Annotated in this window: 21 protein-coding genes, 1 tRNA gene and 1 pseudogene; 13 read left to right on the plus strand and 10 right to left on the minus strand. The window is 62.9% G+C overall.

The features are described from left to right. Nucleotides 1-7: 7 nt before the first annotated feature. Nucleotides 8-898, minus strand: a complete 891-nt coding sequence (locus EJ068_RS31755) for a DUF2182 domain-containing protein (protein WP_127250947.1) — start codon at nt 896-898, stop codon at nt 8-10. Between the two features lie 102 nt (nt 899-1,000). On the opposite strand from EJ068_RS31755, the gene EJ068_RS31760 reads away from it, so the two are divergent. Then, on the plus strand, nt 1,001-2,212 hold the full coding sequence (locus tag EJ068_RS31760; protein ID WP_127250946.1) for a UbiH/UbiF family hydroxylase: 1,212 nt from the start codon (nt 1,001-1,003) through the stop codon (nt 2,210-2,212). Here EJ068_RS31760 and EJ068_RS31765 read toward each other — a convergent pair. After that, nucleotides 2,189-3,126 (minus strand): annotated as a pseudogene (locus EJ068_RS31765) (AEC family transporter). The gene EJ068_RS31760 and the pseudogene EJ068_RS31765 overlap by 24 nt on opposite strands. Before the next feature lie 211 nt (nt 3,127-3,337). On the opposite strand from EJ068_RS31765, the gene hspQ reads away from it, so the two are divergent. Beyond that, nucleotides 3,338-3,661, plus strand: coding sequence for a heat shock protein HspQ (gene hspQ, locus EJ068_RS31770; protein WP_042642369.1), 324 nt, complete (start codon nt 3,338-3,340; stop codon nt 3,659-3,661). 74 nt (nt 3,662-3,735) lie between these two features. Here hspQ and EJ068_RS31775 read toward each other — a convergent pair whose 3' ends face one another. Beyond that, complete coding sequence (locus EJ068_RS31775) at nt 3,736-4,356, minus strand: invasion associated locus B family protein (RefSeq protein ID WP_126082728.1); 621 nt, start codon at nt 4,354-4,356, stop codon at nt 3,736-3,738. 295 nt (nt 4,357-4,651) lie between these two features. Here EJ068_RS31775 and EJ068_RS31780 point away from each other — a divergent pair, with 295 nt between their 5' ends. Beyond that, entirely contained in the window at nt 4,652-6,472 is a 1,821-nt protein-coding gene (locus EJ068_RS31780; protein WP_127250945.1) for an extracellular solute-binding protein, read from the plus strand. A gap of 39 nt (nt 6,473-6,511) precedes the next feature. After that, nucleotides 6,512-7,195 (plus strand): DsbA family protein, encoded by a 684-nt coding sequence (locus EJ068_RS31785; protein ID WP_127250944.1) that lies wholly within the window; start codon nt 6,512-6,514, stop codon nt 7,193-7,195. A gap of 40 nt (nt 7,196-7,235) precedes the next feature. Here EJ068_RS31785 and EJ068_RS31790 read toward each other — a convergent pair whose 3' ends face one another. Beyond that, nucleotides 7,236-7,670, minus strand: a complete 435-nt coding sequence (locus EJ068_RS31790; protein WP_127250943.1) for a hypothetical protein — start codon at nt 7,668-7,670, stop codon at nt 7,236-7,238. A gap of 255 nt (nt 7,671-7,925) precedes the next feature. On the opposite strand from EJ068_RS31790, the gene EJ068_RS31795 reads away from it, so the two are divergent. From EJ068_RS31795 to mgtE, 3 genes are all read left to right on the plus strand, one after another. After that, nucleotides 7,926-8,327 (plus strand): hypothetical protein, encoded by a 402-nt coding sequence (locus EJ068_RS31795; protein ID WP_127250942.1) that lies wholly within the window; start codon nt 7,926-7,928, stop codon nt 8,325-8,327. Nucleotides 8,328-8,682: 355 nt separating this feature from the next. Continuing rightward, nucleotides 8,683-10,575, plus strand: coding sequence for an ABC transporter ATP-binding protein/permease (locus EJ068_RS31800; RefSeq protein ID WP_189342736.1), 1,893 nt, complete (start codon nt 8,683-8,685; stop codon nt 10,573-10,575). 377 nt (nt 10,576-10,952) lie between these two features. Next, nucleotides 10,953-12,317, plus strand: coding sequence for a magnesium transporter (gene mgtE, locus EJ068_RS31805; protein ID WP_127250940.1), 1,365 nt, complete (start codon nt 10,953-10,955; stop codon nt 12,315-12,317). 44 nt (nt 12,318-12,361) lie between these two features. Here mgtE and gor read toward each other — a convergent pair whose 3' ends face one another. The 3 genes from gor to rpiA all read right to left on the minus strand — a co-directional run bounded on the left by gor (nt 12,362) and on the right by rpiA (nt 15,187). After that, complete coding sequence (gene gor, locus EJ068_RS31810) at nt 12,362-13,750, minus strand: glutathione-disulfide reductase (protein WP_127250939.1); 1,389 nt, start codon at nt 13,748-13,750, stop codon at nt 12,362-12,364. Nucleotides 13,751-13,869: 119 nt separating this feature from the next. Continuing rightward, a complete protein-coding gene (locus EJ068_RS31815) occupies nt 13,870-14,469 on the minus strand; it encodes a DUF2059 domain-containing protein (protein WP_127386424.1) in 600 nt (199 codons plus the stop codon). Further along, nucleotides 14,456-15,187, minus strand: a complete 732-nt coding sequence (gene rpiA, locus EJ068_RS31820; RefSeq protein ID WP_127252627.1) for a ribose-5-phosphate isomerase RpiA — start codon at nt 15,185-15,187, stop codon at nt 14,456-14,458. Before rpiA ends, EJ068_RS31815 begins: the two co-directional genes overlap by 14 nt. Before the next feature lie 160 nt (nt 15,188-15,347). Here rpiA and EJ068_RS31825 point away from each other — a divergent pair, with 160 nt between their 5' ends. From EJ068_RS31825 to EJ068_RS31835, 3 genes are all read left to right on the plus strand, one after another. After that, complete coding sequence (locus EJ068_RS31825; protein WP_126082720.1) at nt 15,348-16,028, plus strand: phosphoglycolate phosphatase; 681 nt, start codon at nt 15,348-15,350, stop codon at nt 16,026-16,028. 128 nt (nt 16,029-16,156) lie between these two features. Continuing rightward, nucleotides 16,157-16,231: transfer RNA gene (locus tag EJ068_RS31830), tRNA-Val, on the plus strand. Between the two features lie 287 nt (nt 16,232-16,518). Then, the gene (locus EJ068_RS31835) at nt 16,519-16,932 is read left to right on the plus strand and encodes a VOC family protein (RefSeq protein WP_129554977.1); all 414 of its coding nucleotides are present in this window, start codon (nt 16,519-16,521) and stop codon (nt 16,930-16,932) included. Between the two features lie 36 nt (nt 16,933-16,968). Here EJ068_RS31835 and EJ068_RS32910 read toward each other — a convergent pair whose 3' ends face one another. Then, nucleotides 16,969-17,139 carry a hypothetical protein gene (locus EJ068_RS32910; protein ID WP_167449170.1) on the minus strand — a complete coding sequence of 57 codons (171 nt, stop codon included), beginning with the start codon at nt 17,137-17,139 and terminating at the stop codon, nt 16,969-16,971. Between the two features lie 503 nt (nt 17,140-17,642). Here EJ068_RS32910 and EJ068_RS31840 point away from each other — a divergent pair. After that, the gene (locus EJ068_RS31840) at nt 17,643-18,326 is read left to right on the plus strand and encodes a Crp/Fnr family transcriptional regulator (protein WP_126064666.1); all 684 of its coding nucleotides are present in this window, start codon (nt 17,643-17,645) and stop codon (nt 18,324-18,326) included. A gap of 49 nt (nt 18,327-18,375) precedes the next feature. Here EJ068_RS31840 and EJ068_RS31845 read toward each other — a convergent pair whose 3' ends face one another. After that, nucleotides 18,376-22,602, minus strand: a complete 4,227-nt coding sequence (locus EJ068_RS31845; protein ID WP_127252629.1) for a cytochrome P450 — start codon at nt 22,600-22,602, stop codon at nt 18,376-18,378. A gap of 117 nt (nt 22,603-22,719) precedes the next feature. Next, the gene (locus EJ068_RS31850) at nt 22,720-24,501 is read right to left on the minus strand and encodes an adenylate/guanylate cyclase domain-containing protein (RefSeq protein ID WP_127252630.1); all 1,782 of its coding nucleotides are present in this window, start codon (nt 24,499-24,501) and stop codon (nt 22,720-22,722) included. 436 nt (nt 24,502-24,937) lie between these two features. Here EJ068_RS31850 and EJ068_RS31855 point away from each other — a divergent pair, with 436 nt between their 5' ends. After that, on the plus strand, nt 24,938-25,195 hold the full coding sequence (locus EJ068_RS31855; protein WP_126060940.1) for a PepSY domain-containing protein: 258 nt from the start codon (nt 24,938-24,940) through the stop codon (nt 25,193-25,195). Nucleotides 25,196-25,383: 188 nt separating this feature from the next. Beyond that, the gene (locus EJ068_RS31860) at nt 25,384-25,863 is read left to right on the plus strand and encodes a hypothetical protein (protein ID WP_129554978.1); all 480 of its coding nucleotides are present in this window, start codon (nt 25,384-25,386) and stop codon (nt 25,861-25,863) included. The last annotated feature ends 44 nt before the right edge of the window (nt 25,864-25,907 follow it).

Here is a 25,907-nt window from a genome sequence, read left to right on the forward strand (position 1 = left end):
TCTCCCCTTACGCCGAAACTAATAGCAGGGCTGCCGCCCACACAAGCAGTATCGTACCGGCGACCCGGCTGGCCACCCTGCCGGTGGTCTGTTTTTCGATCAGGGTGAACAGGCCGATCAGCGCCATCCAGAAGATGTTCATCGCGCCGACGGCGAACATCACCAGCATCAGCGCCCAGCAGCAGCCAAGGCACCAGACGCCCTGCTCCACTCCTAGTTGGAAGATGCGGCCCGGCTTCGCGCTCCAATTGGCGAACAGGATCGAGAACGGGTTGCGGCATTTTTCCAGGCACGCCTGTTTCAAGCCGCTGAACTGATAGAAGCCAGCGACAAGCAGTGCCGCGGCGCCGGCAATACCGACTGCGGGATCGAGCATCCGGTCGGAACCGGCAAAAGCGTAGACCGCGAGCGTCAGCGCGGCGAAAGCCGAGGACGCGCCAAGCCAAGTGGTGAGGTATCCGGTAACGAGCACCAGCGGATGAACAACCGGCTCGCCCTTGATCCGCGCTGTGTCGGCAATCTCGCAATAGGTGCGGATCAGCGGCGCGGCGGAAGGCAGCATCGTGGCAACCGCCATCAGGAACCACATCAGCACAAGCGCCGGCACCTGCAGGCCAGCCGGGCTGGCAAGCGGCGCCGGCGCAAGGCAGAGAGCAAAGAACCGGTCGAGAAAATCCGGCAAAGGCAGGCTCGGGAGATTCTTGAGCAGCAAATCGCCGGGCCTGCCGGCAAGGCTGCCTTCAGCGCCGCGGATCGCCATCGCGCCGAGAAGCAGCCATGCAAGGACGATGGCGACGCCCACCGTGAGCGTCACCGCAAAGCGCGGACTGCACGCCACGCCGGCCGTCGCGCGCCCCGCGCGGTCGAGATGGTTGAAATCCTGCTGCTCCCCGCTCATGGCAACCGAATGGGCTGAATCGCCGCGTTGATCAAGCCGGCTGATCCGACCTATATCTTGGATAAGGGCCCGACTGGGCGCCTCCCAACGTGGAAGCATGACGTGGATCATAACGACAGAGCCCGCATCCTGGTTGCCGGCAGCGGTCCGGCCGGCCTTATCGCGGCGCTCGGCTTTGCCCAGGCCGGCTTTCAGGTGACGCTGGTGGGCCCTGAGGCCAACACCACCGATGGCCGCACCACGGCGCTCATGAACCTCGCCCTGAAAGTTCTGGAACGGCTGGGCGTCCTTGCCGAGCTCAAGCCGCAGGCCGCGGCGCTCAAGGTGATGCGCATCGTCGACGCCACAAGGCGCCTCATCCGCAGCCCAACCGTGACCTTCCGCGCCAGCGAGATCGGCGAAGAGCAGTTCGGCCTCAATCTGCCGAACAATGCCCTTATTCCGATCCTCGCCAAGGCGGCTTCAGCGCATAGCGGCATTCATTGGCTGAAATCCACGGTCGAATCCTGGAGCCTCGACGCCGACCAGGCCCATGCAAGGCTGGCCGACGGCGGCGAAGTCTCGGCCTCGCTCGCGGTCGCCGCCGACGGACGCCTGTCTCCGGCGCGGGAAGCCGCGGGCATTCGCGCTTTCGCGCGGCCTTATCCGCAATCGGCGCTTGTCCTCAATTTCGGCCACCGCATTGACCACGGCTTCGTGTCGACGGAGTTCCATACCGAAACAGGGCCGTTCACCCAGGTGCCGCTGCCCGGCAGGCGATCGAGCCTTGTCTGGGTCGTGAAGCCGGAGACGGCGCAAGAGCTTGCCGCGCTCGATGATGCAATCCTGTCGGAGCGTATCGAGCAGCAGATGCAATCGGTGCTTGGCCGGGTCTCGGTCGAGCCGGGCCGCCAAATCTATCCTTTGTCGGCGGCTTCGCCCGCCCGGTTCGCGCAGAATCGTGTCGCGCTCGTCGGCGAGGCGGCGCATGTGTTTCCGCCAATCGGCGCCCAAGGGCTCAACCTCGGCATCAGGGACATAGACGATCTGGTTGGAATCGCCAGCGAAAACCGCGGCGATCCAGGGGCGAGCAGGAGTCTTGCCGCCTATGATACCAGGCGCCGACCCGACATATGGGCGCGCAGCGGCGCGGTGAACCTGCTCAACATGTCGCTGCTGTCCGACATGCTGCCCGCACAGCTGGCGCGCAGCGCCGGCCTCAATGCACTGGGCAGCTTCGCGCCGCTGCGGGCCTTCTTCATGCGCGAGGGATTGCGGCCGGGCAGCGGCTTTCGCGCCATTGCCGGCGGCTTACGGAAAGAGGTCGGCCGGTAGGATTCCCTGTCGGATCGCATAGAGCAGCGCGGTCACCGTCACCACCGAGAAGCATGTCGTGATCAACACGCTGGCCGAAGCGCGCTGCACCCATATGTCGTATTGCTGCGCGATCACGAAGACATTGGTCGCCGTCGGCAGTGCCGCCAGCAGCATCGCTGAGAAGACCCAGGTCGGCGAGAAATTGCCGATCCAGCTCAGCACGACATAGCAGAGCAGCGGATGGACGATCAGCTTCAACCCGGCAATCAATGCCAGCTCGTGCGGCACGCGGTTGAGCGGCCTCAGCGCCAGCGTGACGCCCATGGCGAACAGGGCGCAAGGCGCGGCCGCGCGGGCGACAGGCAGCGGCGGGTGGAACTCCACATAAGCGGCGGCGACACCAAGGGCGGTCGCGATGATGAAGGGGTGCAGCACGATCTTCTTCGCGACGCCGAGCGCGAGTTGGAGCGGCGGCGCCTTCTCCTTGCCCGACAGCGCCATCATCATCGGCGCGACCGTGAAATGCAGGATGTTCTCGAAGCAGAAGATCAGCGCCACGGGGACCGCCGCCTGCTGAACGCCGGCAAGGCAAGACCCGGCCCCATATAGCCGATGTTGCCGTACGCCGCGGCAAGGGCGGTGATCGTCGCGGCCGCGATGCCGCTGCGGGAGGCGAAAATCGACCAGGCGAACATCAGCGTGAAGACGACATAGGTGGCGATGAGCGAGCCAAGGATGAAGCTCCATTCCGTCAACCGCTCGAACGGCGTCCTGGCGAGCAGTTGGAAGAACAGCGCCGGCAGCGCGACATAGACGATGAAAATGTTCATCCAGCCGAGCGCCTCCAGCGGCTGCCGGGTGATGCGCGCCACCAGGAAACCGATGAAGATCATGCCGAAGAAGGGAAGGACGAGACCGATGACGTCAGACATTTTTCGCTCAGGCGGGAAAACTCCCGCGCGGGCTAGCCCGTTGCTTCGCCCGGGGTCAAGGACTTGGCTATTGAATTGCGGCGGCGCCTGCGCCAAATAGGCCCAGTCGAAAGTCGGAGTCGATTTTTGGCTCCGTGATGTGTAAATTCAAGGTCTTAGGCGCCCTGTGCGCGGCCACGAAAGGCGCCTCGGAACCTGAGTGGTGAATGCGATGAAAACGGCCAAATTCTCGATCGGGCAAGTGGTTCGCCACAGGCTGTTTCCGTTTCGCGGCGTGATCTTCGACGTCGATCCCGAATTCGCCAACACCGACGAATGGTACGAAGCCATTCCGGCCGACGTGCGGCCGCGCAAGGACCAGCCTTTCTACCATCTTCTGGCGGAAAATTCGGAGACCGAGTACATCGCCTATGTGTCCGAGCAGAACCTGCTCGAGGACCGGTCGGGCGAGCCGGTGCGGCATCCGCAGATCGGCGAGATGTTCGACAAGCTGCCGGACGGCCGCTACGAGCCTAAGCGCCAGTCGAAGCATTGAATGTGATGGCCTTGAGGTAACAAAAAAGCGGGGCATTTGCCCCGCTTTTTTGCACGAGAAACGCGCTTGCGCGATCAGTTCGCGGTCTTGGCCTTTTCCTGCTCGTCCTTGAGCTTCTTGGCGAAATCCTGGTTGTTCTTGGCGACGAAGTCCTGCAGCTTCTTCTGCCGGTCCTCGATGTCCGACTGCTGCAGCGGCGGGCCGTCATAAGCGCCGCTGAAGCCGGTGAGCGCGATCTTGATGGGGTTCGGCTGGTTCTGGAAGTTGATCGAGGTCAGCGAAATGGCCTGACCCTTCTTGAAAGACGCCACGAGTTGGTCCGTCAGCGGCACTTCGGCGACGCAGCGGTCCGGGAAGCAGATCACATAGTCAAGCTTCTGCGCTTTGCCGCCATCGATCTGCAGGCCGATGCCGGGAGGCACGAGGCGGCCGGTCGGGACCGTGACCTGGAAGACCTTGCGGTTCACCTTGCCCTTGAGCTCGATCAGGCTGACGCCGGTGACGAGCTGGCCATTGCCGGCGGTGACGATGTTCTGCACATTGCAGATGTCGACGTCTGCCTGCTTGGTGCAGGCCTTGAACCAGCCCTGAGGAATCTGCGGCTGCTGTTGGGCCGAGGCAGTGAAAAGCCCGGCGCCCAGAACGCCGACCACGCCTGCGGCCAGCACCGAAAGGCGGTACGCGTTGATCGTCATATGGTGCACTTTCCTCTCAAATGATCCCGGGGACCGGCTTTTTCGTGCCGTGCGGTCCAGCTACCTGTTGCCCAAATGAGGCAACAGGATGACTTCGGAGCGCGTGTTACACTGCCAGCGGCGTCGAATCCAGCCCGGTTTCCGCGATTTCTTGGTGGTTTCGCATCCCCAGGAGCGAGCTAGATCGGCGATGGAGCGGCTGAACCCGATTCCCGTTGGCGCGCCGATTCAATCAGATGGCGAAATGCTCTACGGTGCATGGCGAATCACAAAGCCGCCCGGCAAGGAGACGGTCATGGACCGCGTTCTCGTCCAACTGATCGCCGCGACCTCGTTTCTGGCTCTTTCGCTCCTTCCGGCGCAATCGGAGCCGAAGCACGGCATTGCCATGCAGGGTGAGCCGGCGCTGCCGCCCGATTACAAGCATTTCGACTACGTCAATCCGGACGCGCCGAAAGGCGGAAGCGTCACCTATTGCGTCGTCGGCTCCTTCGACAACCTCAACCCCTTCATCCTGAAGAGCCTGCGTACCACCGCGCGCGGCATGATCGATACCGTCTACGGCAATCTCGTCTTCGAGCCGCTGATGCAGCGCAACTACAACGAGCCTTTCAGCCTCTACGGCCTGCTTGCCGGGAGCGCCGACATGGATCAGGAGCGCAAGTCGATCGAGTTCCACCTCAATCCCAATGCAAAATGGTCGGACGGCCAGCCGGTGACGCCGGAGGACGTGCTGTTCACCTACGACGTTTTCAAGGACAAGGGCCGCCCGCCCTATAGCGACCGCATGAGCATGATCGCCAAGCTGGAGAAGACCGGCGAGCACAGCGTGAAATTCACCTTCAACGACAAGGCCAATCGCGAATTCCCGCTGATCGTCGCGCTGACGCCGATCGTCCCGAAGCACGCCTTCGACAAGGAGACGTTCGACAAGACGACGCTGAAGCCGCTGATCGGCAGCGGCCCCTACATCGTGGACAAGGTGTTGCCCGGGCAGCGCATCGTCTTCAAGCGCAATCCGGATTATTGGGGCAAGGACGTCCCTTCCAAGCGCGGCTTCGACAATTTCGACCAGGTCACCATCGAGTATTTTCTCAACGCCAATGCCAAGACGGAGGCGTTCAAGAAAGGCATCTGCGCCCTTGATGACGAGACCGATCCGGTCAAGCGTGAGCGCGACATCGACCTTCCGGCATTCCGAAAGGGCGATGTAAAGGAGGAGTATTTCAACACCGGCATCCCCCCGGTGGTGACCGGCTTCCTGTTCAACACGCGGCTGCCCAAGTTTGCTGATCCCGTGGTCCGCCGCGCGCTTGGCATGCTCTACGACTTCGAATGGGCGAACAAGAACCTGTTCGGCGGCAAGTTCAACCGCACCATGAGCTATTGGCAGAATTCCGAGCTGTCCGCGCTCGGCCATCCGGCCGACGATCGCGAAAAGGCGCTGCTTGCCCCCTACCCCGGCCGTGTGCCTGCCGATGTCATGGACGGCACCTGGCGGCCGCCCGTGACGGATGGTTCGGGCCAGGATCGCAAGGTGCTCAAAGCCGCCTTCGAATTGCTGAAGAGCGCAGGCTTCCGCGTCCAGGACGGCAGGATGCTCGACCCGCAGGGAAATCCGTTCGGCTTCGAGATCCTGACCTCATCGCAGGATGAGGAGCGGCTGGCGGCGATCTACCAGCGCACGCTGGAAAAGATCGGCATCGACGTCGGCATCCGCTCGCTCGACGGCGACCAGATCCAGTCGCGCAAGCAGCGTTACGACTTCGAGGTGCTGATCGGCACCAGCGGCTTCAACAACTCCTTGTCGCCCGGCAGCGAGCAACTCGGCCGCTGGGGATCGGTTGCCGCGAAAACGGAAGGGTCGTTCAATCTCGCTGGCGTCGCCGATCCTGCCGTCGACGCCGCGATCGACGCGATGCTGAACGCCCGCACCAAGGAAGACTATGTCGCTGCCGTCCGTGTCCTCGATCGCCTTCTGATCTCGGGCTACTATATCGTGCCGATGCAATACAACACCCAGCAATGGCTCGCTTACTGGAGTTATCTGGAACATCCGCAAAAGACCCCCATATTCGGTTATCAGCTGCCGACCTGGTGGCGAAAGCCCAACTGACGCAAGCCCAGCCCAATCGAGACCAAACAGGAGACGAGCATGAGCGCCGAGAACTCCATCACTGTCGATGTTGTGTCCGATGTCGTCTGCCCCTGGTGCTTCATCGGCCAGAAGCGGTTGGACAAGGCCATTGCTGCCGCAAGCGATGTCGACGTGCGTGTCAGTTGGCGACCATTCCAGCTCGATCCGACCATCCCGCCTGGAGGCATGGATCGCCGCCAATACATGCTCGGCAAGTTCGGCAGCGAGGAACGCATTCAACAGATCCATGCGCGCATCGAGCCGCTGGGCGAAGCCGAGGGAATCCACTTCGCGTTCGGTGCCATCAAGGTCGCGGCCAACACGCTGGACGCGCATCGCGTCATCCGCTGGGCGGGCGCCGCGGGCGAAGATGTGCAGAACCGGCTGGTGCGCCGCCTCTTCCAGCTGAATTTCGAGGAAGGCGCCAATATCGGCGACCATGCCGTGCTGGTGAAGGCCGCTGGCGAGGCCGGCATGGATGCGTCCGTGGTCGAGACGCTGCTGCCGACCGACGCCGATGTCGAGGCCGTCCGCAACGAGATCACCACCGCTTCGCGCATGGGCATCACCGGTGTGCCCTGCTTCCTGCTCGAGGGCAAATACGCGGTGATGGGCGCACAAGATGCCGACACACTTGCCGACGCGATCCGCCAGGTGGCCCAGGCCAAGGCGCGCGGCGAATTGGAAACCGTCGCGGACTGAGCATCGTCCGGCGCAGCTCGGGCGAAAGGCTACGGTTCTCCTATTTCGCGGTCACCTTGGCCTTGCTCAGGAAGAAGCCGTGGCCATTGCTGCCGGTGCAGTTCAGTCCCTTCGTCGCCGACTGGCAGGAAAACGGCCCCTGGCTCCAACTGTTGCCGTAGCCGAGCTTGGTCGCGTCGCTGCAACAGCCCTGCTCGCCGGGATTCTTGATCAGCCTCGCCGGCCCTTTGGGTCCCAAAATCACCGTGACGTAGCTCGGCTCGACGCGCGAGCAGGAAAGCTCCGGCCCGCCATCCCGCGGCTGGTAGGTGCTGGTGCCGCCCTTCGGCGTGTAGATGCAGCCGATATTGCCGGACGGCGTGTTGAACTCGACCTGGCCTTCGGCGCTGGCCGGAATGCTCTGGCTGCCGGCATGCGCCGCCGACAGACAGGTGAAAATGCCGAGCAGCGCGAGTGCGGTTGTCCGTGCAGGCATGTCATCCCCCTCGACACAAACCATCGCCGGGCAGATTCGACCCGGCAGGCGGGCGTTGTCAATCCTGTTCAGCCGCCAAAAACACGATCTGGTGAATCGCCTCGATCAGGGCGCTGAGCTAGGATCGGCAAGGGTTTAGCTGATTTGAAGGGGCACCGAATGGCGGTCAGGCGTCGCGCATTGTCGCTGTTGTGCTTGCCTCTCGCCCTTGGGCTTCCGCTGACATTGCAGCGTGTGTCCGCCGAGGAACCCGTCATGTCGGCGACTTTCGAGGGCAAGCCCTGGACGGCGTCCTTCACCTTGGCCCAGACGATGCAGATGGGCGGCAAGCCGATGCTGAACTTGTCGGGAACAGAACAGGGGTCGCCGACCATGACCTTCAATTCGATGCTCGAGCTCAAGGATCCGAACGACCTTGCCGGCGGCTATCCGCTCAAGACGGGCTCCCCCGCCAACAGCGCCAACTTCAACATTCTCGATTCCGGCGCCATGGTAGGCCATGTCCGTTTCAGCAGCAGGAAGATCGTCATCGACAAATACGACGCAACCGCAAAGACCATTTCCGGTCATTTCAGCGCCTCCGGAAAAGACGAATCGGGCAAGCCCGAAGAGGTCACCGACGGCAAATTTTCGGGCATTCCGGTCACCGCCCAGTAGCCATTTCGGCTGATCGGCACCCCTTTTCGTTCACAAACCCGTGTTTTTTGCTTCCCTAAGGGAAGCTTTTCGCCTGGCAGCTAAATTGGCCTTAAGTGGCTGGAATAAAAGCGGAATTCACCGAGACAAATCCTATCTCGGGATTGGCTTTCTGTTGCCCTCGCGCCACGGCGGGTAACCCTGCTCACATTCCTCGCCAGAAAATTAATTGAAAATGATCAATTGGTGTTACCATGTGTAACAAAACTAGAAAGGTTTGGGCGGGATCGTGACTGGGGTCGTTAGACCGCAACGTACAGTACCGGAGCAAACATCCAGTGAGGCAAGGACCTCGCACCTGACGCCGGTATCGTCGATGCGTACATTCTGGGGGCTGATGCGAGCGTACTGGTTCTCCGACCGGTGGAAGGAAGCCTGGACGCTCACCTTCGTCATCGCCGCCCTCACCGCTCTCTCCAGCAAGGCCGGCGTTTGGTTTGCCGTGGCGTTGGGCGAACTCGGCAATTCGATCGCTTTCCTCCACGATGCCGCCAACACCCATCCGCTGCAGACCATCCTGACCAACGCCGGCATACTGGTACTGCTGGTGATCCTGAAAGATGCCGGCTTCACCGGCGTGCGCAACCTCGTTTCAACGACCCTGCACCGCAAATGGCGCGGTTGGCTGGACAACCAGTTCAACCAAGCCCTGCTAGACGGCAATCATACCCATTTCCATGCCCAGCATGGTTCGGCGGTCGGCGGCGTCGTCGCTCCCGACAATATCGACCAGCGCATCCAGGAATCGATCAAGGACATGACCGGCGGCGCCATCGGCCTCGCCATGGGCGTGCTCGGCGTGGCGACTTCGCTTTATTTCATTGGCGAAAACCTGATCGGATCATCGGTCGAGGTCAAAGGCCTAGAATTCCTAGGCGGCTATGGCACCGCGGTGCTGGCTTTCCTTGGCGTCGCCATCTACGTGCCGCTGAACACCTGGATCGCGGTCAAGCTCGGACGCCTGCTCGAGCGGCTCAATGTCCGCATGCAACAGGCGGAGGGCAGCTACCGCAGCGAACTCATTACATTCCTGCGCCGCAGCTTCCACGTTGCCGCCTCGCATGGCGAGGACGTGCAGAAGTCGATGCATGACAGGCTCTATGTCGATATCGACAAGACATGGGGCCGACTGAATATCGTCAACACCAGCTACACCTCGTTCGAGCTGATCTACAATTTCGTCGGCGCCCGTATCGTTGCCTACGCGCCAGGCCTCTTGTCGTTCATCCACAACCGCCTCGACTACAAAGGCTACATCACCGGTTCCGAAATGGTCGCCCAGTTGATCAGCCAGTGCTCGTGGTTCATCCATGTCATGCCGGCGATTGCGACGCTCAGAGCCAACAGCCAGCGCGTGACCGAGCTCGCCAACGCGATCGAGAACGTCCAGCGCCCGCGGGAATTCTACCAGCAGACCGGCCGATCCGACTTCAGCTACGCGAGCCAGAATCCGGTTTTCGGTCTCACCATCCAGAAGCTGGAACTCGCCCATCAAGGCGAGGACGCCACACCTTTCCTCAGCGCTGCGAACCTCCGTTTCCGCCGCGGCGAATGGACCTTCCTCAAGGGCGAGTCCGGCTGCGGCAAGACATCGCTGATCAAGGCGATCAATGGCCTGTGGCCTTATGGCCGCGGCACCATCGTCTTCCCGGAAGGCGTCACCAATTTCTACGCTGCCCAGGAGGTCAAGCTGCAGCAGGTGTCGCTGAAGCAACTCGTCTGCCTGCCGGGTTCAGAGAACGACCATAGCGACACTCAGGTAGCGGCGGCATTGCACAAGGCCGGTCTCGGCGACTTCATCGAACACCTGGCCGACGAGAGCCGCGAAGGCAAGATCTGGGATCAGGTGCTTTCGGGCGGCCAGAAGCAGAAGCTGGTGGTCGCGCGCATCATCCTGCAGCAGCCCGGGCTTCTCTTCCTCGATGAGGCGACCGGCGCGCTCGACCCCGATGGCAAGATAGCCTTCCACCAGGCGATCAAGGACAATTGTCCGAACGTCACCGTCATCAGCGTCATGCACGAGGCACAGCCGCCGCGCTCGCTTTCCGGCGAGGAATTCTATCACAGCGTGGTTGCGATCGCCGACGGCGTCGCCACCAAGAAGCCCCTCGCTCCCAGCCTGCCGCGCGAGCTCACCACGATCCTCACCCAGCCGCCGCGGCCGACCGAGGACAAATGGCTGCGCTTCCGCCGGCTGAAGCAGAAATAGCAGTCATACCAAGCCCTTGATCGGCAGCCGTGGCCCGGCCTAGGCCGCCCTCGATCACAGTCTCGCGATCCGGCCTCCCCGCGTCCGTTTTCAGCGCCCTTGGCGATTGACTCGGCAAAATGCGCTCCTATGTGCGCGCTCGCTGATTTCCAACTACAGCGCCACGCGTCCTTCGGACGCGTAAAGGACGCTGTAGAAACTTAGAATTGCGCATGATCCTTTCCGAAATCGAACCCGATTTTCGGGGTCATGCGCTACCCCGCGAGCAGAAAGGTCAACCCGCCATGCCTGGCGACAGTCACAGTCGAACGCAACCGCCGTCCGCCCTGACGTGACCTGCACGGCTCACGTCCTGCCGGACGGCAAGGAGTGAGCCCATGAACGAATTCGCACCCGTATTGGACGACGAAGCCGTCGCCGTCGCCCGTGTTCTTGCCAACGATCACGTCGCCGACGTCGTCGAAGCCCTCAACCACGAGCCTCGCGAGACAGCCATCGAACTGCTCTGCGCTGTGCCGTTCGAGCGGCTGGTCGAGATTTTCGATCAGCCGGAACTCGAAAGCGCTCCGGAACTCGCGGAAGCACTGCCACGCGCCAAGGCGAGCAAGCTTTTGACCGCCATGTCGGTCGACCGCGCGGCCGACATTCTGCGCGAGCTGGATGAACCGGCCCGCTCGGAGTTGCTCGGCGCGCTTGCCCCGCCGCTGCGCGCCACGCTGCTGTCCATCCTCGGATACCCAGAAGGCAGCGCCGCCTCGATCATGACGACCGAATTCGTCAGCGTGCCTTCCGACTGGACCGTCGGCCGCACGCTCGACTACATCCGCAAGGTCGAGCGCACGCGCGAAACCATCTACGCCATCTACATCGTCGATCCGGAGACGCAGCTCCTGCTGCGTTCGACCGGGTTGCGCCGGTTGATCACCGGCAACCCGGAGGATTCGATCCTGTCGGTGGCGCCTGATCGCATGCCGGTGACCGTGACGCCGCTCACCGATCGCGAGAACCTGGCGCAGACCATCTCGAAATACGACCTCCTCGCGCTGCCTGTCGTCGACCACGGCAGGATCCTCGGCATCGTCACCGTCGACGACATCATCGACACGATGATCGAGGAAACGACCGAGGATGTGCATCGTTTCGGCGGCATGGAGGCGCTGGACGAGCCGTATATGAAGATGGGCTTCCTCGCCATGATCCAGAAGCGCGCCGGCTGGCTCTGCGCGCTGTTCCTCAGCGAGATGCTGACGGCCAACGCCATGCAGAGCTACGAGGGTGAGCTGGAGAAGGCGATCGTGCTGACGCTGTTCATCCCACTGATCATGAGTTCCGGCGGCAATTCCGGCTCGCAGGCGACATCGCTCGTCATCCGCGCGCTGGCGCTGCGCGAGATCGGTCTGCGCGACTGGTGGCGGGTGGCGCTGCGCGAGCTGCCGACCGGGGTGGTGCTCGGCTCGATCCTTGGCGTCGTCGGCATCTGCCGCATCGCGCTCTGGCAGTATTTCGGCTTCTACGACTACGGCCCGCACTGGATGCTGATCGCGGCGACGGTGGGCGCGGCGCTGATCGGCATCGTCACCTTCGGCTCACTGTCGGGATCGATGCTGCCTTTCGCGCTGAAGCGGATCGGCTTCGACCCGGCAAGCGCCTCTGCGCCGTTCGTCGCCACGCTGGTCGACGTCACCGGGCTGGTGATCTACTTCTCGGTGGCGCTGGTGATCCTGCGCGGCACGCTGCTTTAAAAATCTTGGGGTCGCTGGCGTCGCCAGCGGCCTCAAAGCTGCAATCAAACGCGTTCGCCGTTCTTCACGCGGTAGGTCGGCTTATACATCGTGACCAGTTCCTCGGCCGCGGTCGGATGCACGGCCATGGTGCGGTCGAAATCGTCCTTGGTGAGGCCGGCTTTCAGCGGGATGCCCAGAAGCTGCGCCATCTCGCCGGCATCGGGACCCAGAATATGGGCGCCGAGCACCTTCCTGGACGCGCCGTCGACCACCAGCTTCATCAGCATCTTTTCGTCGCGGCCGGACAGCGTGTGCCGCATCGGACGGAAGGACGCGCGATAGATCTCGACATCGGGGAAGCGCTTGACCGCGTCGTCCTCCGACAGGCCGACGGTTCCAATCTCCGGCTGGGAGAATACAGCGGTCGGGATGGTGTCGTGATCCGGCGCGGTCGGATTGCCCTTGAAGGCGGTCTCGATGAAGCACATCGCCTCGTGGATAGCGACCGGCGTCAGTTGCACGCGATGGGTGACGTCGCCGATCGCCCAGATGTTGTCGATGTTGGTGCGCGAATATTGGTCTACCATGATCGCGCCCGTCTTGCCGAGTTCGACGCCGACGCCTTCCAGGCCCATATTCTCGGTGTTGGGAATACGCCCGATCGCCAGCATGACTTGGTCGACCGTGAGGGTCTGACCGCTTGACAGCAGCACATCTAGCCTGCCTTCAGGCGTCTTGCGCACCCATTCCGAAACCGCGGGGCAAAGGATCTTGATGCCCTTCTTCTCCATGGTCTCATGCAGCGAGCGGCGCAGATCCATGTCGAAGCGGCTGAGGATCTCCCGGCCGCGATAGACCAGCGTGGTGTCGACGCCCAGGCCGTGGAAAATGTTGGCGAACTCGACGGCGATATAGCCGCCGCCCTCGATCATGATCGCCTTTGGCAGTTCCTTGAGATCGAAAGCCTCGTTGGAGAAGATGCAGTACTCATGGCCCGAAAGCGCCGGATGCGGCGCCGGCCTGCCGCCGGTGGCGATCAGGATCTGGTCGGCGCTGACGGTGCGGTCTTCGGCTACCAGGTAGACGGAATGCGGGTCGACCAGCACGGCGCGCGAGTGGAAGGTCTCGCCGCCTGAGCCCTCGACATTCCTCTTGTAGATCGCTTCGAGCCGCGCGATCTCCTTGTCCTTGTTGGCGACCAGCGTCTTCCAGTCGAAGCTCGCCTCGGGCACCGTCCAGCCATAGCCGGCGGCATCAGTGAAATGCTCGGGAAATTGCGAGGCATAGACATAGAGCTTCTTCGGCACGCAGCCGCGGATGACGCAGGTGCCGCCGAAGCGGTATTCCTCGGCGATGGCGACGCGCTTGCCGAGGGCCGCCGCCACCCGGGCCGCCCTGACCCCACCGGACCCGCCGCCGATGACGAACAGATCATAGTCATAACCGGCCATCGTGGTGGGCTCCTGGGGATGAGAAAGACGGGTCACAGGTAGGCTGCCAAGCGGCAAAAGAAAAGCCCGGGCAAAGCCGGGCTTTGTGGTCCAGCGGCCGACGGCCGAATTGAAGCCGATCAGTTCGCGGAATTGTCGGCGGGCGCCGAGCCATCGGCCGGAGCGGAATTGTCGGCCGGCGCGGCGGCGTCGGGAGCCGGCGCTGCCGGCGCCGCGGCCTTGGCGGCGGCGGCGAGCGTCTCGCCTACCTGCTGGGCGAGGTCGCGGGCAACGCCGTTCTGCCAGATGTCGGCAGCCTTCACGAGGTCACGCGTCACCGCGGGGCCGCTGTCCAGCAGCTTCTTTCCGGAATCGGAGCTGTAGAAGGCGGCGATGTCGTTGAGCTCCTTCTCGGAAAACACCTTGGCATAGGCAAGCGCTGCTTCCTTTTCGAGGTCGGCGCGCCGCGATGCCATGCCGAGCGCCTTCTCGGTCACGGTCTTGCCGATCAATTCCTGCATGTCGGGGTTCTTCTGGATGAGCTGCGACTCCAGCGCGGCAGCGGCCTGCGGCAGAATGTTGTCGAACGAGTCCGTGGCATGGATCGCAGCGACGGCCGCGCGCGCGGCCTTCAGGTGCGACTCGCTGACATCCTGCGCAAACACCGGCGAGGACAGCGCGAGGACGGCCGAGGCCGCCAGAAACATCGAAAGGCGGCGAACCCGTTTATGCAACATCATGGTCGATAGAACTCCCTGGTTTTCGGGCGACATGGACGGTTTCGATACCGTCGCCGCCGGCGATGATGGCCGTTGACGCCAGCCCGATGAATAGACCGTGCTCGACAACGCCTGGAATGGCGAAGAGAGCATTCGAAAGCGCTCTTGTATCCGGAATGCGGCCAAAAGATGCATCGAGGATAAAGTGGCCGCCGTCTGTAACAAATGGCTGGCTTCCCGTCATCCTCAATGTAACCGGGCCGGAAAGGCCGAGCTTCGCCGCGGCGGCGCGAACCGCGATCTCGGTGGCGCGCAGGCCGAATTGGTTGACCTCGATCGGCAGCGGGAAGCGGCCGAGAGTCCCGACCAGCTTGGACTTGTCGGCGATCACGATCATGCGCCCGGATGCGGCCGCGACGATCTTCTCGCGCAGCAGCGCGCCGCCGCCGCCCTTGATCAACATCAGGTCCGGATCGATTTCGTCGGCGCCGTCGATGGTAAGGTCGAGTTCCGGCGTGTCTTCGAGCGTGGACAGCGGCACACCCAGCTCGCGACAGAGCGCCGCGGTGCGCTCGGAAGTCGGCACACCGATGATCTTGAGGCCGGTCGCAACCTTCTCGGCCAGCAGCCGCACGAACTCGTCCGCCGTGGTGCCGGTGCCGATGCCAAGCCGCATGCCGTCGCCGACATGGGCGAGCGCTGCCCGCGCGGCTTCGAACTTCAACTGCCTTGCATCCATGGGGAGCCCTGATTTCGCCGGTTTCGCGCGCCTCCTAGCATTTTTGCCTGTCCCGTCAAAGGCTCCCTCGTCAAAGGCTCTGTGGACCGATCGAGGCTTCTTGCTTGAACCCTGGCCAGCCTGTATCGGCTGCAGCAACGAGAATTTCGCAGGACCGCCCATGACCCGCCCGATCATTGTCTTCGACCTCGACGGCACGCTGGTCGACACGGCGCCCGACTTGCTCGACAGCCTCAATCACAGCCTGGCGGCGAGTGATCTGGCCGCTGTCGACGAAGCCGGCTTCAGGCGCTTCGTCGGCCATGGCGGCCGCGTCATGATCGAACGCGCGCATGCCGCGCAGAACAAGGCGCTGATGGCCGAAGAGCACGACCGGCTGCTGAAGCTCTTCCTCGACCATTACACGCTGAACATCCCCGGCAAGTCGCGCCCCTACCCTGGCGTGATCGCGGCGCTCGACCGTTTCCAGGCCGCCGGATACCTGATGGCCGTCTGCACCAACAAATACGAAGCCAATTCCGCGACGCTGATCGGCGCGCTTGGCATGTCGGACTATTTTGCCGCGATCTGCGGCCAGGATACGTTTGCTTTCCGCAAGCCCGACCCGCGCCATCTCACCGAGACCATCCGGCTGGCCGGCGGCGATCCGAGCAGCGCCGTGATGGTCGGCGATTCGCAGACCGACATCGACACCGCCAAGGCAGCCGGAATTCCGGTGGTCGCGGTCGATTTCGGCTACACCGACCGTCATGTGAGCGAATTCGAACCAACCCTGGTGATCTCGCATTTCGACACGCTGACGCCGGACCTGGCGGAACGGCTGATCGCAGCGGCGCGCTGAGCCGGCGCCAAATCCCGACGACGGAAAATCAGAGAAATCAAACCGCGGAATAACCTCGGCACATCGCCTTGACTTCACGCGCCCGCCTACCTTATATCGCGGCTCGCTTCGGCCTTCGGGCCACAGGCGGGCGATTAGCTCAGCGGGAGAGCACACCCTTCACACGGGTGGGGTCGCAGGTTCAATCCCTGCATCGCCCACCATCTAACCTCCCGAAATGGTTAGATGATTTAGCTTCCAAGCAATTTCTTGAGAATGTCTCCGGAGCGCAACTGTCGCGCAGCGATTTTTTGACCTCGGCTCAGTGCAGAATCCGGACTGGATGAACGCCGAGGTTCCAGGTTCTCCCCGCATCGTTTGAGTGGTGGCCGTCGGCGCGAAGCGCGGAGCCGTTAATTCAAAAAGTGAAGATGCCATGTCGGTTCGGCGGACGGTCAAGCGTCTTCAAAGAGGCACCGGGACCGGTATCTCGACAACGAAGGAATGACCGATGAGCAAGAAGATCTTTGTGAGCCTGCCAGTTACCGACGTGAAGGCGTCCAGGGCTTTCTACGAATCCCTTGGTTTTAAGAACAATCCTGAGTTTCCCGATGAGGCCGCGGCCTGGATGGTATGGAGTGAAGAGATCAACTTCATACTGCTCAGCCGGGAAAAATGGCAGATGATGACGACGCGCCCGATCCCGCCATCAACGTCGAGCGAGGTGATGTTGGCGCTCTCTCTGGACAGCCGCGACGCCGTCGACGCAATGGCCGCCGCTGCGGCCGCTAACGGCGGCACGGCCGACATCAATCCGGTCGAAGATCATGGGTTCATGTACACTCGCGACCTTGCCGACCCCGATGGTCATGCCGTGGGCGCGATGTGGATGGACGTCTCCGCAATGACATCGGCGTCGTCATGACGCCTTGACGTTGCCGGACACGAATGCCGCAGGCGCCTAAATCAGCCCCCGTCTCACATTCATGCGCGTTACCGCCGTCACCAGGACTGCGCCGGTCATGAAATAGAGCGTGGCGATGATGTGGCCCTGGTGGAAGTGCAGCCCGGCAAACAAAAGGGCCGTGACCACGGCAAGGAAGGCGATGACGCGAGAGAAGGCATCGGGCATGGGGCGACCTTGTGCAATGTGTTGACTGGCCGCCCTCAATCCGGCCGATCGCTCCATAGATCGGTTTTCGATTTTTCGCAATCAGGCCCATTGGCGTATCTGTGACCACCTTCACATACGTCAGACAGGGTTTGCGCGCAGATATCGTAACGGGGGCGCCAACGGCTTGGCTGACCTGCAGATCCCGAAGACGGCCTCCGGACTGGATGCGGTTTCGCAGGAAGGAATTTGATCACCTAGCCATTTTCAGATTTGCTGTCTGCGCGCTGGGCACCTCCCACCCAAGCGGGCGGACGGCGTTCTCGAAGGATCGGTCCGTAACCGCCAGTGCGCCCGGTCTCCTTACAGTTGCCGGCTTATCCGGTTTCGACGTGTCGGGCATGACATTGGAACGTCTGTCAGCCACCCGCCGAATTCGGAGAGTCACCGTAGAAGGAGACGACGCTTTGATCGAGCACGCACTTATCCTACAATTTCCGTCTAACCAGAGGCGGAATCGTATCATGGCTACAAACGGCGCGGACGACAGCAACCTGCCGCGCCTGGCGCGCATCGATCCGCGCCACTTCGACCTGCTGTTCGGCGGCTGCAAGCTGGAGCGCTACGCCGCCGGCCAGCATTTGTTCGTCCAAGAGGATGCCTCCGATCGCATCTATGGTGTGATAAGCGGCACGGTCGAGATCTCGATCTATTCGCCGGGCGGGCAGAAGCTGGTGGCCAATATCGAGCTGTCGCGCAGCCTTGTCGGCGAGATCGGGGCACTGGACGGACGCCCGCGCACGGCCACCGCCAGCTGTCTCACGGCATGCGAGCTGGTTTCGCTGAGCCGGACACAACTCTTTGACCGCATTGAGAAAAACCCGTCTCTCGCGCGAGCGATGATCGAATTGCTGTGCACGCGGCTGCGCTGGGTCAGCGGCGAGTTGGGCGACCAAGCCTTTTTCGGCATCGAGGCCCGGCTGGCGAAGCGGCTGGTGTTCCTGAGCGGGGTCATGGCCGACTCCGCCGGTTGGATTCCGATTTCGCAATCCGAGCTCGGCGAATTCCTCGGCGCGACGCGCGAATCCGTCAACAAGACGCTCAACGACTGGCGCAACCGGCAGATGATCGCCATCAAGCGCGGCGGCCTGCGCATCATCAACGCCGCCGCGCTGAACCATATCGCCGAATCGCAGGACGACGACTGAGCAGGCTCGGCGACTTCGCCCAAGCAGCAGACAGCCTAAGCGCCCCTGATCACAACCGCGAGATCATGTAGCGCAGCGCCGAGCGACTCGGCATGAAGAAATAGCCGCCGCCTTTCGTGGTGACGAACTTCGGCACATCCTTGAGCACGGTGACCTTTTCCCAGGACGGGATCGAGAACCGGCCGCCGCCGCCCCTTGCCCCGATCGTCGGATCCGTCTCCCCGACAAGACCCTGGAACGAGTTCGACGAGATCCAGGTCTGCTGGATGAACTCGTATTGGCGCTCGATATCGGCGTTGAGACACATGAAGAGCAGTCCCTTCTCTGTCTTCCCGCTTCTGTCCTTTTTCTCGTAGGTGCGGCCGACGCGCAGGATGCGATGGCGCTTGCCGATGCTGATCTGCGTCTCGCGGTCCTCGCCGAGTGAATCGCGCGGGTTGGAACGGCGTATGTGGGAGCCGAGTGGACAGGCGTGCCCCTGCGGATCCTCGGCGCCGAGCGCGAAATCATTGTCGACGCCGCGGCCCGGCCGCCCGTTCGGATTGCGCACGAGCGAGCTGCCGTCCTGCCAGCGGCCGAGCATCTTCGCGGCCACCCAGCGTTGATCGACGGCGGGATCGCCGGTCTCATTTGCGGCCTGCGTCGCCGCCCGCCTGCAATAATCGTCGAACAATTCGACATGCTGCTCGAACTGGCGCATGACGAGGAACGTGCCGTTGCGGCCGAAATCGCGCGGCGGAGGCGGTTGCCCGGGTATCTGGCGGTTGCGCCGCACCTGCGACAGGATGCCGGCGCGGTCCAGCGCCGCCTCGACCGACGGCGACGACGGGTAGAAGCCATGCTCGTCGCGATAACCGAACAGGAACTCGCCCGGTGCGAGCAGATGCATGGGCGCGGCTCCCTTGGCGGCGCGCGCCGTACCCCGAACGATCGGTTGCGAGATGCCGTCGACGAAGCCGAAATGCTCGACCGCCCGCTTGCCTTCGCGCTTCACCTTCAGCGGCAGTTCGGCGGTCACCGACATCCCGGCGCCTGCCGTCTGTCGCTCCATGGCCATGATCTCGGCCTTCAGCGAGGCCGGCGTCTCGGCATAGCAGACGATGATGGCATCGACGGGCTTGGCGGAAGACCCCCACTGCCATTTGTCGGGCGCGTCGGGGCCGGTGTCGTTAAGGATGCGGCTGCGCTCGGGCGTGCCCATGCCTTGCCGGAAGGCGACCGGGAACGTGTCCAGCGGTTCGTCGTCGACGCCGCCTTCAAGCCCAAGCCGGCGCAGTCCGTTGGGGCCGAACGCCACCGTCATAGCGCGGCCCGCGGGCACCCCGTCGCCGAAGCTGGTTTTGCCGATGACGAAGTCGAGCCACGCCTTGCGCTTCGCCGCCGGCAGGCCGTCCGGCACCTGGATCGCAAGCATATGCGCGTCGCCGAGCGCGCCGAACGGCCCGAAGAAGATCGACTGGATTTCGCCGGATTCCAGCGCTTCGAGGGGCGAGGACGGAGGCTCTGGCAAGCTGGTCGCGTCCGCAGGCCGCGCTTGCGGTCGCGGCAGGGAACCGAAAAGGCTCAGCCAGTCGCGCGCCTCGTTGCCGGTAGCCGAGGCGATGCCGCGCCTGATCCTGGAGTTGATGCGGATACGCGTGGTGTTGAGGCGCGGATAGGCGGTGTACCAGAACAGCGTCGGCACCTGCTGGCGCCGCGCCCAGCGCTTGAAGCGATCGCCGTCGCGCGCGCCGTCCAGGAACAGCCAGCGCGTGCGCGGATAGCCGTCAGTGTTGCTCCACACACCGGTCAAGCCGGCCGAGGCCTTGGCGATGAAGTCCTCGAGATAGCTTTCCCAACTGCCTCCGTAATTGGAGAAGAACATCAGCCTGTTGGTGCCGGGCAACAGCACCCAGCGGGCGAAATGAATGGTGTTGATGGTGGCGAGGAAGCCTGGCCTGAACACCTTCTGCGCCGATATCGAGATCAGGTAGAAGGAGAGCCGCAGCGCCAGCCGCCGCAAGATGCCCACCTTCATCGTCGAGATCGCCGTCAGATTGTTCTGCGCGGTGTGGTCCTCATGGGCGAGGATCTTTTCGAGCGCTCCGATCTCGACCGGCGTGCTCGCCGGCTGGTCCTTGTCCTCGAGCCGCCGCAACGCCAGGAAGCAAAACCCGACGAACAGGGCGAGAATGGCCAGCAGACCGAGGACTGAAAGCAGAAGCGAGGTTCCCGCAATCGCGATGTTGGTGAAGGTGACCCCATGCGGGTTTCCGAACACGAGCACATAAGTCATGCGCCAGAAGGCCAGAATGACGATCGCGACGGTGGCGAACATAGCAGGCGTCAGCAGCGTCGTCGTCAGCGCGCGCGACCAGTGGCCGGGCGGTCTTTCCAGCAGGCTTTCGGCGGGCTCGAATGCCCAGCCGAATTGCCCGAGGCACTGGACATGGCGACGCGCCTCGGCAAGCACATCCATCGCATTGCCGGTGCCCGCGCGCGGCTTTTCGACGATCTCACGCACGCTGTCGGCGAGCTTGGCCTCGGCCAGGATCCGCCGCACGGAATGTCCCGGCGTGCCGGAGAAAACCAGCCCGGCGGCGCTGCCGAAAGACGGCGATATCTCGATGTGCTTCCTCTTCAGGAAGTCTTCCAGCGAACCGCCGTCCGGGAGGCCGCAGACATCCCTGAAAATCGGCCTCAGCCGGTGACCGATCGCTTGCGCTATGGCGGCAATGACATCGTCGGTGCTGCCGTCGCCCGAGATTTCCAACACCAGCGCGCCGGTCTCGGCCCCCGATTTTTCGTCCTTGCCGGTGGGAGCGACGGCCAGGCTGGTGAAATGAATGGTGCCAACCTTGTCGAGCGCGGCGCTGATTTCGCCGATCGCCGGATTGCCGAGATCCGCGACGTTGTCGCGCACCGCATCGAGCGGCATCGGTCGGGTGATCGGGCAGACCACGGTCACCATCGACTGCTCGGCGGTGCGGCAAAGCGGCGAGCGCTCGAAATCGACCTTGAGGCTCGCCGGGTAGGCGCCGACACTGACCATCTTGCCAGCCCTGCCCCGCGCGCGGGTCAGCTTCGGCTTGCTGAACAGGGCGCGGATGCATTCCCCGATCTGAATGCGGGCGATTTCCGCGCCGATGCACAGATGGATGCCGTAACCGAAAACCATGTAGTCGCGATGCGGGCGCGAGGTGTCGAACGCGTTCGGCCGCTGCACGATCTCCGGATCGAACATCGCCGAGAGCGTCGCCGGCATGACGACCGTTCCGGCTTTGACCACGCGCTCCCGGCGGGTACCCTTGCCGATGACCGCGTCACGCCTGGTGTAGCGCCAGGGTCCGATCCAGATCGGCTTGAAGCGCATGGCTTCCATGATCGCCCGGTCGAGCTTGCCGGTATCGCCGGCGCCGAGGGCCTCATCCACGGCCTGCCGTGCATCGGTTCGCGACAGGATCACATCCAGGCAATTGCTGCCGGCAAGCACATTGGTCGGCACGAAGCCGGCGACCATGCCGAGCATGATGGAATGAATGTCGGGCAGCGACAGGCGTCCCTGGTCCATCAGCGCGACCAAGCGAGCCAGCGGCCTGTCATCCTTGTTCGCCTTTTCCCGGACCGCGGCGATCGAGCGGTCGATAATTTTGATCAGGCGATCTCCCCCGACCACGGCAAGCTGGCGCGTGGTGGGATTTGCCGTCGGATCGGAAAAGAACAGCGCGCTGAGCGCGATCGACCAGTCGGCGAATTCGGTCTCATCATCGATCTGAAGGCCGAAATAATCGCGGCAGATGCGCACCGGAACGATCTTCATCAAGCCTGCAATGGCATCGAAGCCGGGGCTGGCGCGGGTCATGATCTCGCGCGAATGGCGCTCGGCGATCGGCCTGACGGTTGCTTCGACCTCCGCCGGCGGGAACGCGCTCAGCACGGCCGATTTCATCTGCCGGTATGCGGCGCCGTCCTGCATGCCGAGAATGAAATTCGAGCCCCGGGCCAACTCGGCCATTTCCGGCCCGTAAGGCGTCTCGAACTCGTCGCCGCGCTCCAATATGTCGCGCACATCCGCGCCCTTGGTGACGAGCAGGAAATTGCCGAAGCCGGGATTCGGCCAGAAGCGGCGCAGCAGCGCCAGCAGCCAGCGCGGATCGCCGAGAAGAAAGCCGGCGATGCGCGCGGCAATGCCGCCCTTGGAACGCAGTCGATAGATGTCGAACGGCGGCATTTCGGCGACGGGACGCTGGCTCTTCTGGGCGGCCCGGACCGCGGAGAAGTACTTCAATGTGATCATGCGCGTTCAAGCCCCCCGGCTGTCCACGTCAATGCGATGCCGGCACCATCTGGCCTAGGTTTGCATCGGTCCGGCGTATGTGAATTCGTTCACAGTCATCTGTTGTCGGCCCGGCAATCATGCGGCTGACTTGGCCCGATCGAAATTGGCGATCAGGAAATTGTTCTTGGCCGGGTCAACGAACGGTATCCAGCGTATCCTCTGCTCGGAAAAGTCAGGATGCCGGGTCATGAAAATCGCAAGCTCGCGCTCTGCCTCGTCATGCCTGCCGCTTCTGATCAGGGCGCCTATCTTCAGGAACCTGGCGTAGAAGTAACTTGGCGACAGGTTGAGCGAGCGCTCGGCTGTGGCGATCGCGGCCGGCCAGTCCTCGACGAAGCAATAGGCGGCGGCCAGTTCACCCAGATTGTGGAAGCGATAGAGGTCGAACGGGCTCAACCGCTCGGTATCGAGAAAGAACGGGATCGCGCCGGCCGCGTCGCCAAGCAAAAGTTGCGCGCTGCCCATGGCCGAGCGGGCGAAGGCGAAGCTCGGATTGATGTGGATCGCCTCGGCAAGGTGCTCGGCCGCCAATGCCGGCAGGCCGCGCATGATGTCGGCCGCGCCGAGATAGGCATGCGGGCGTGCATCGAGGCTGTCCATCAGCAGCGCCTTGCGCGCAAGCTCCTCTACCTTTTCCAGGTCGTCGCTGTCGCCGAAACGCAGCCAGGCCCGCCAGAAATACCACCAGGCCAGTTCGTTGAGCACGGCGCTCGAGTTCGGATCGTCCCGGTAGGCTCTGTCGAAGAAGTCGAGCGCGATGTCGGTGTCGCGGCGTGTGCGCCTGTTCATGTGCCAGCGGCCGCGCCTGACCAATTGCCAAGTCTCAAGGCTCTCCCACGGCACCTGGAACGTACGCGCCTGCTCGGCGCGATCGACCTCCTTGTCGAGGATGGAAACGATCTCGCTGCCGACCTGGTCGCGCAGCCTGAAGATGTCGACGAGATCGCGGTCGAAGCGTTGCGACCAGACCAGGCGCCCGTTCGACGTGTCTGTAAGCGATGCGTTGAGACGGATATGCCTGTCGTGGCGCGCCAGCGTGCCGCTGACGATGTAGCGCGCGCCAAGCGCATTGCCGATTAGCCTTGTGCCCAGGCTGTCGTCGCGAAACTGAAAGCTGGATCCCTTTGCGATGACCGAAAGCCAGCGCGTGTTGGAAAGACCGTAGATGATGTCCTCGGCAATGCCGTCGGCCATATAGCCGACGTCCGGTTCGCTTCCATTGCCCTGGAACGGCAGCACCGCGATTGCCGGTGGTCCCTTGGGGACGGGTTTGTAATGGCCGGGCGCGGCCGGGATAGAAGCGAAGGAGGCCGGCGTGGCAGGCCCGTTGCCGCCGCGGCCCGCGATCAGGACCCGCACCGGCAGAGCGATGTTCTTCAGGCTGAACTCGCCGAGATCGGTAAAGACCGCTGCTGTCTTGTCCTTCACATGGTGCCAGGTCGTCGCCGAGATGGCGACGCCGTCGTGAGGCGCGAATTCCTGAAGCCGGGCGGCGATGTTCACGTCGTCGCCGTAGAGACGGCCCTCACGGACAATCACATCGCCGGTATTGATACCGGCGCGAAACGGCATGCGCATGTCCTCGGCAACCGCGGCATTCAGCGCTGCGATCCGCGCCTGGAAGTCGAAGGCGGCCCGCAAGGCTTCGATCGGATTGCCGAATTCGGCCATGATGCTGTCGCCGGCATCGCCGAATGTGCGCCCGCCAAATGCGCCGCAACTGCCGGCGATGATGTCGCGCCTCTCCTCGAACGCGGCAACGGCGAGCTCGTCGTCGATGCCCATCAGCCTCGAGAATCCGACGGCGTCGATCGAAATGATTGTCGCAAGCTGACGGGTGTAATTCCGTTCAGCCATGATCGAGCCCCCAGTCCCCGCTTCCAGTCCAGAACAGGCGACCTGCGCTCAAAAGAAACGCGTCGCCGTCTGCCGATGGATATCCCCGGCAGGTCCGGCGCGCAGTTGCCACCCTGTTATGACCAGAATTCTATCAGGGTCTTTCCGAAAGCTCTACCAAGAACAGCTAATATGGCGAACGCCCTGCCCAACGCATGGTTAGTCATTCGTTATACCGGAAGGCACATCCGCATCGTGCCGTAACCCATTGAATCACGCGCCCTTTTGTCCTCAGGCAATGTTGGATTTGGCTGCTGACGGCCGAAGATCGGCCACGTCGAGCCAGGCTTCACAATGCGTTATTTTCACGCTACGGAACCAACATGCCCGCGTGCTGGTTTCTGACGGCACCCAGGCCCATATGAAACTTGGCCAATTACGCGATTTGAGGGCTCTCATGCGCACTGTTGTTTTAGCAACCGGTATCGCGGCCTTCCTTGCCGGCGGATCGGCCCTTGCGGCGGACGACCAGCCACTGCCGCCGCAAAATGCCAAGAAGCTGTCGGAGATCATTGCCAAGGTCGAGCACCGCACCGACTTCCGCTATGTGAAGGAGGTCGATTGGGATAGCGACGGCTACACCATCACCTACTACACCACCGACAAGGCCAAGGTCCAAATCACCTACGACCCGGTGACCGGCGAGCCCAAATAGGCCGCGTCGCCTCCCCGCCTTACGCTCCGCCCCGTCTACTGAAGCACATAGGCCCCCGCCCGGTTTCACACACTGTGCCTTGGCGCTGGACACTCCTGTGCCACGCGCAAAGAACCGGCCCCTTGCATCGTCACAACTTTGGTGGCTGACTGCCCCTCACTGATTGCGGGCACGGGGGTGCATGGGCAATGATCGGCCACGTCCTGAAGCGCATCCTCATGGTGCTCGTCGGCTATCTGGTCGCGGTGCTTGCTGGGTTGATCGCGGTGGTGGTGATCTACGCCATATTGAGCTCGCTGCCCAATGCGCCGGGCTACTTCGGACTTATGGAATTCACCCCCGTCGCCGTGCTGGTCGTGCCGCCGCTCGGCATGTTTGTCTACTTCCTGACGATCATCCTGACGGGTATGCAGACGCTGGTCTTCGCCTTGATCGCGGAGTTCTTTTCGCTGCGCAGCTTCTGGCTGCACATGGTCTTCGGCGCCACCGCCGCGGCGGCCGGCTTCATGTTGATCTGGCCTGACGCTGCCGATGATCCCGAACGCTTGGCCGACATGGGCATCATAGCGGGCGCCGGCCTCGTGGCCGGCCTGATCTATTGGCTGATTGCCGGGCGCGACGCCGGCTTCCGCCGTCCGCTCATCAAAGCAATTCCAGCAAAAGTGTGAAGCGGTCAGGCCGAGCGGTATCGCCGTAGCCTTCCGCCCGGAAT

Source organism: Mesorhizobium sp. M2A.F.Ca.ET.043.02.1.1, assembly GCF_003952405.1.
Lineage (GTDB): Bacteria > Pseudomonadota > Alphaproteobacteria > Rhizobiales > Rhizobiaceae > Mesorhizobium.

Bases quoted from the DNA above. Each gene is read 5' to 3' on its own strand.
- EJ068_RS31755 (WP_127250947.1), bottom strand. From the start codon at position 898: ATGAGCGGGGAGCAGCAGGATTTCAACCATCTCGACCGCGCGGGGCGC.
- hspQ (WP_042642369.1), top strand. From the start codon at position 3,338: ATGAAAACGGCCAAATTCTCGATCGGGCAAGTGGTTCGCCACAGGCTG.
- EJ068_RS31775 (WP_126082728.1), bottom strand. From the start codon at position 4,356: ATGACGATCAACGCGTACCGCCTTTCGGTGCTGGCCGCAGGCGTGGTC.
- EJ068_RS31780 (WP_127250945.1), top strand. From the start codon at position 4,652: ATGGACCGCGTTCTCGTCCAACTGATCGCCGCGACCTCGTTTCTGGCT.
- EJ068_RS31785 (WP_127250944.1), top strand. From the start codon at position 6,512: ATGAGCGCCGAGAACTCCATCACTGTCGATGTTGTGTCCGATGTCGTC.
- EJ068_RS31790 (WP_127250943.1), bottom strand. From the start codon at position 7,670: ATGCCTGCACGGACAACCGCACTCGCGCTGCTCGGCATTTTCACCTGT.
- EJ068_RS31795 (WP_127250942.1), top strand. From the start codon at position 7,926: ATGTCGGCGACTTTCGAGGGCAAGCCCTGGACGGCGTCCTTCACCTTG.
- EJ068_RS31800 (WP_189342736.1), top strand. From the start codon at position 8,683: ATGCGTACATTCTGGGGGCTGATGCGAGCGTACTGGTTCTCCGACCGG.
- mgtE (WP_127250940.1), top strand. From the start codon at position 10,953: ATGAACGAATTCGCACCCGTATTGGACGACGAAGCCGTCGCCGTCGCC.
- gor (WP_127250939.1), bottom strand. From the start codon at position 13,750: ATGGCCGGTTATGACTATGATCTGTTCGTCATCGGCGGCGGGTCCGGT.
- EJ068_RS31815 (WP_127386424.1), bottom strand. From the start codon at position 14,469: ATGATGTTGCATAAACGGGTTCGCCGCCTTTCGATGTTTCTGGCGGCC.
- rpiA (WP_127252627.1), bottom strand. From the start codon at position 15,187: ATGGATGCAAGGCAGTTGAAGTTCGAAGCCGCGCGGGCAGCGCTCGCC.
- EJ068_RS31825 (WP_126082720.1), top strand. From the start codon at position 15,348: ATGACCCGCCCGATCATTGTCTTCGACCTCGACGGCACGCTGGTCGAC.
- EJ068_RS31835 (WP_129554977.1), top strand. From the start codon at position 16,519: ATGAGCAAGAAGATCTTTGTGAGCCTGCCAGTTACCGACGTGAAGGCG.
- EJ068_RS32910 (WP_167449170.1), bottom strand. From the start codon at position 17,139: ATGCCCGATGCCTTCTCTCGCGTCATCGCCTTCCTTGCCGTGGTCACG.
- EJ068_RS31840 (WP_126064666.1), top strand. From the start codon at position 17,643: ATGGCTACAAACGGCGCGGACGACAGCAACCTGCCGCGCCTGGCGCGC.
- EJ068_RS31845 (WP_127252629.1), bottom strand. From the start codon at position 22,602: ATGATCACATTGAAGTACTTCTCCGCGGTCCGGGCCGCCCAGAAGAGC.
- EJ068_RS31850 (WP_127252630.1), bottom strand. From the start codon at position 24,501: ATGGCTGAACGGAATTACACCCGTCAGCTTGCGACAATCATTTCGATC.
- EJ068_RS31855 (WP_126060940.1), top strand. From the start codon at position 24,938: ATGCGCACTGTTGTTTTAGCAACCGGTATCGCGGCCTTCCTTGCCGGC.
- EJ068_RS31860 (WP_129554978.1), top strand. From the start codon at position 25,384: ATGATCGGCCACGTCCTGAAGCGCATCCTCATGGTGCTCGTCGGCTAT.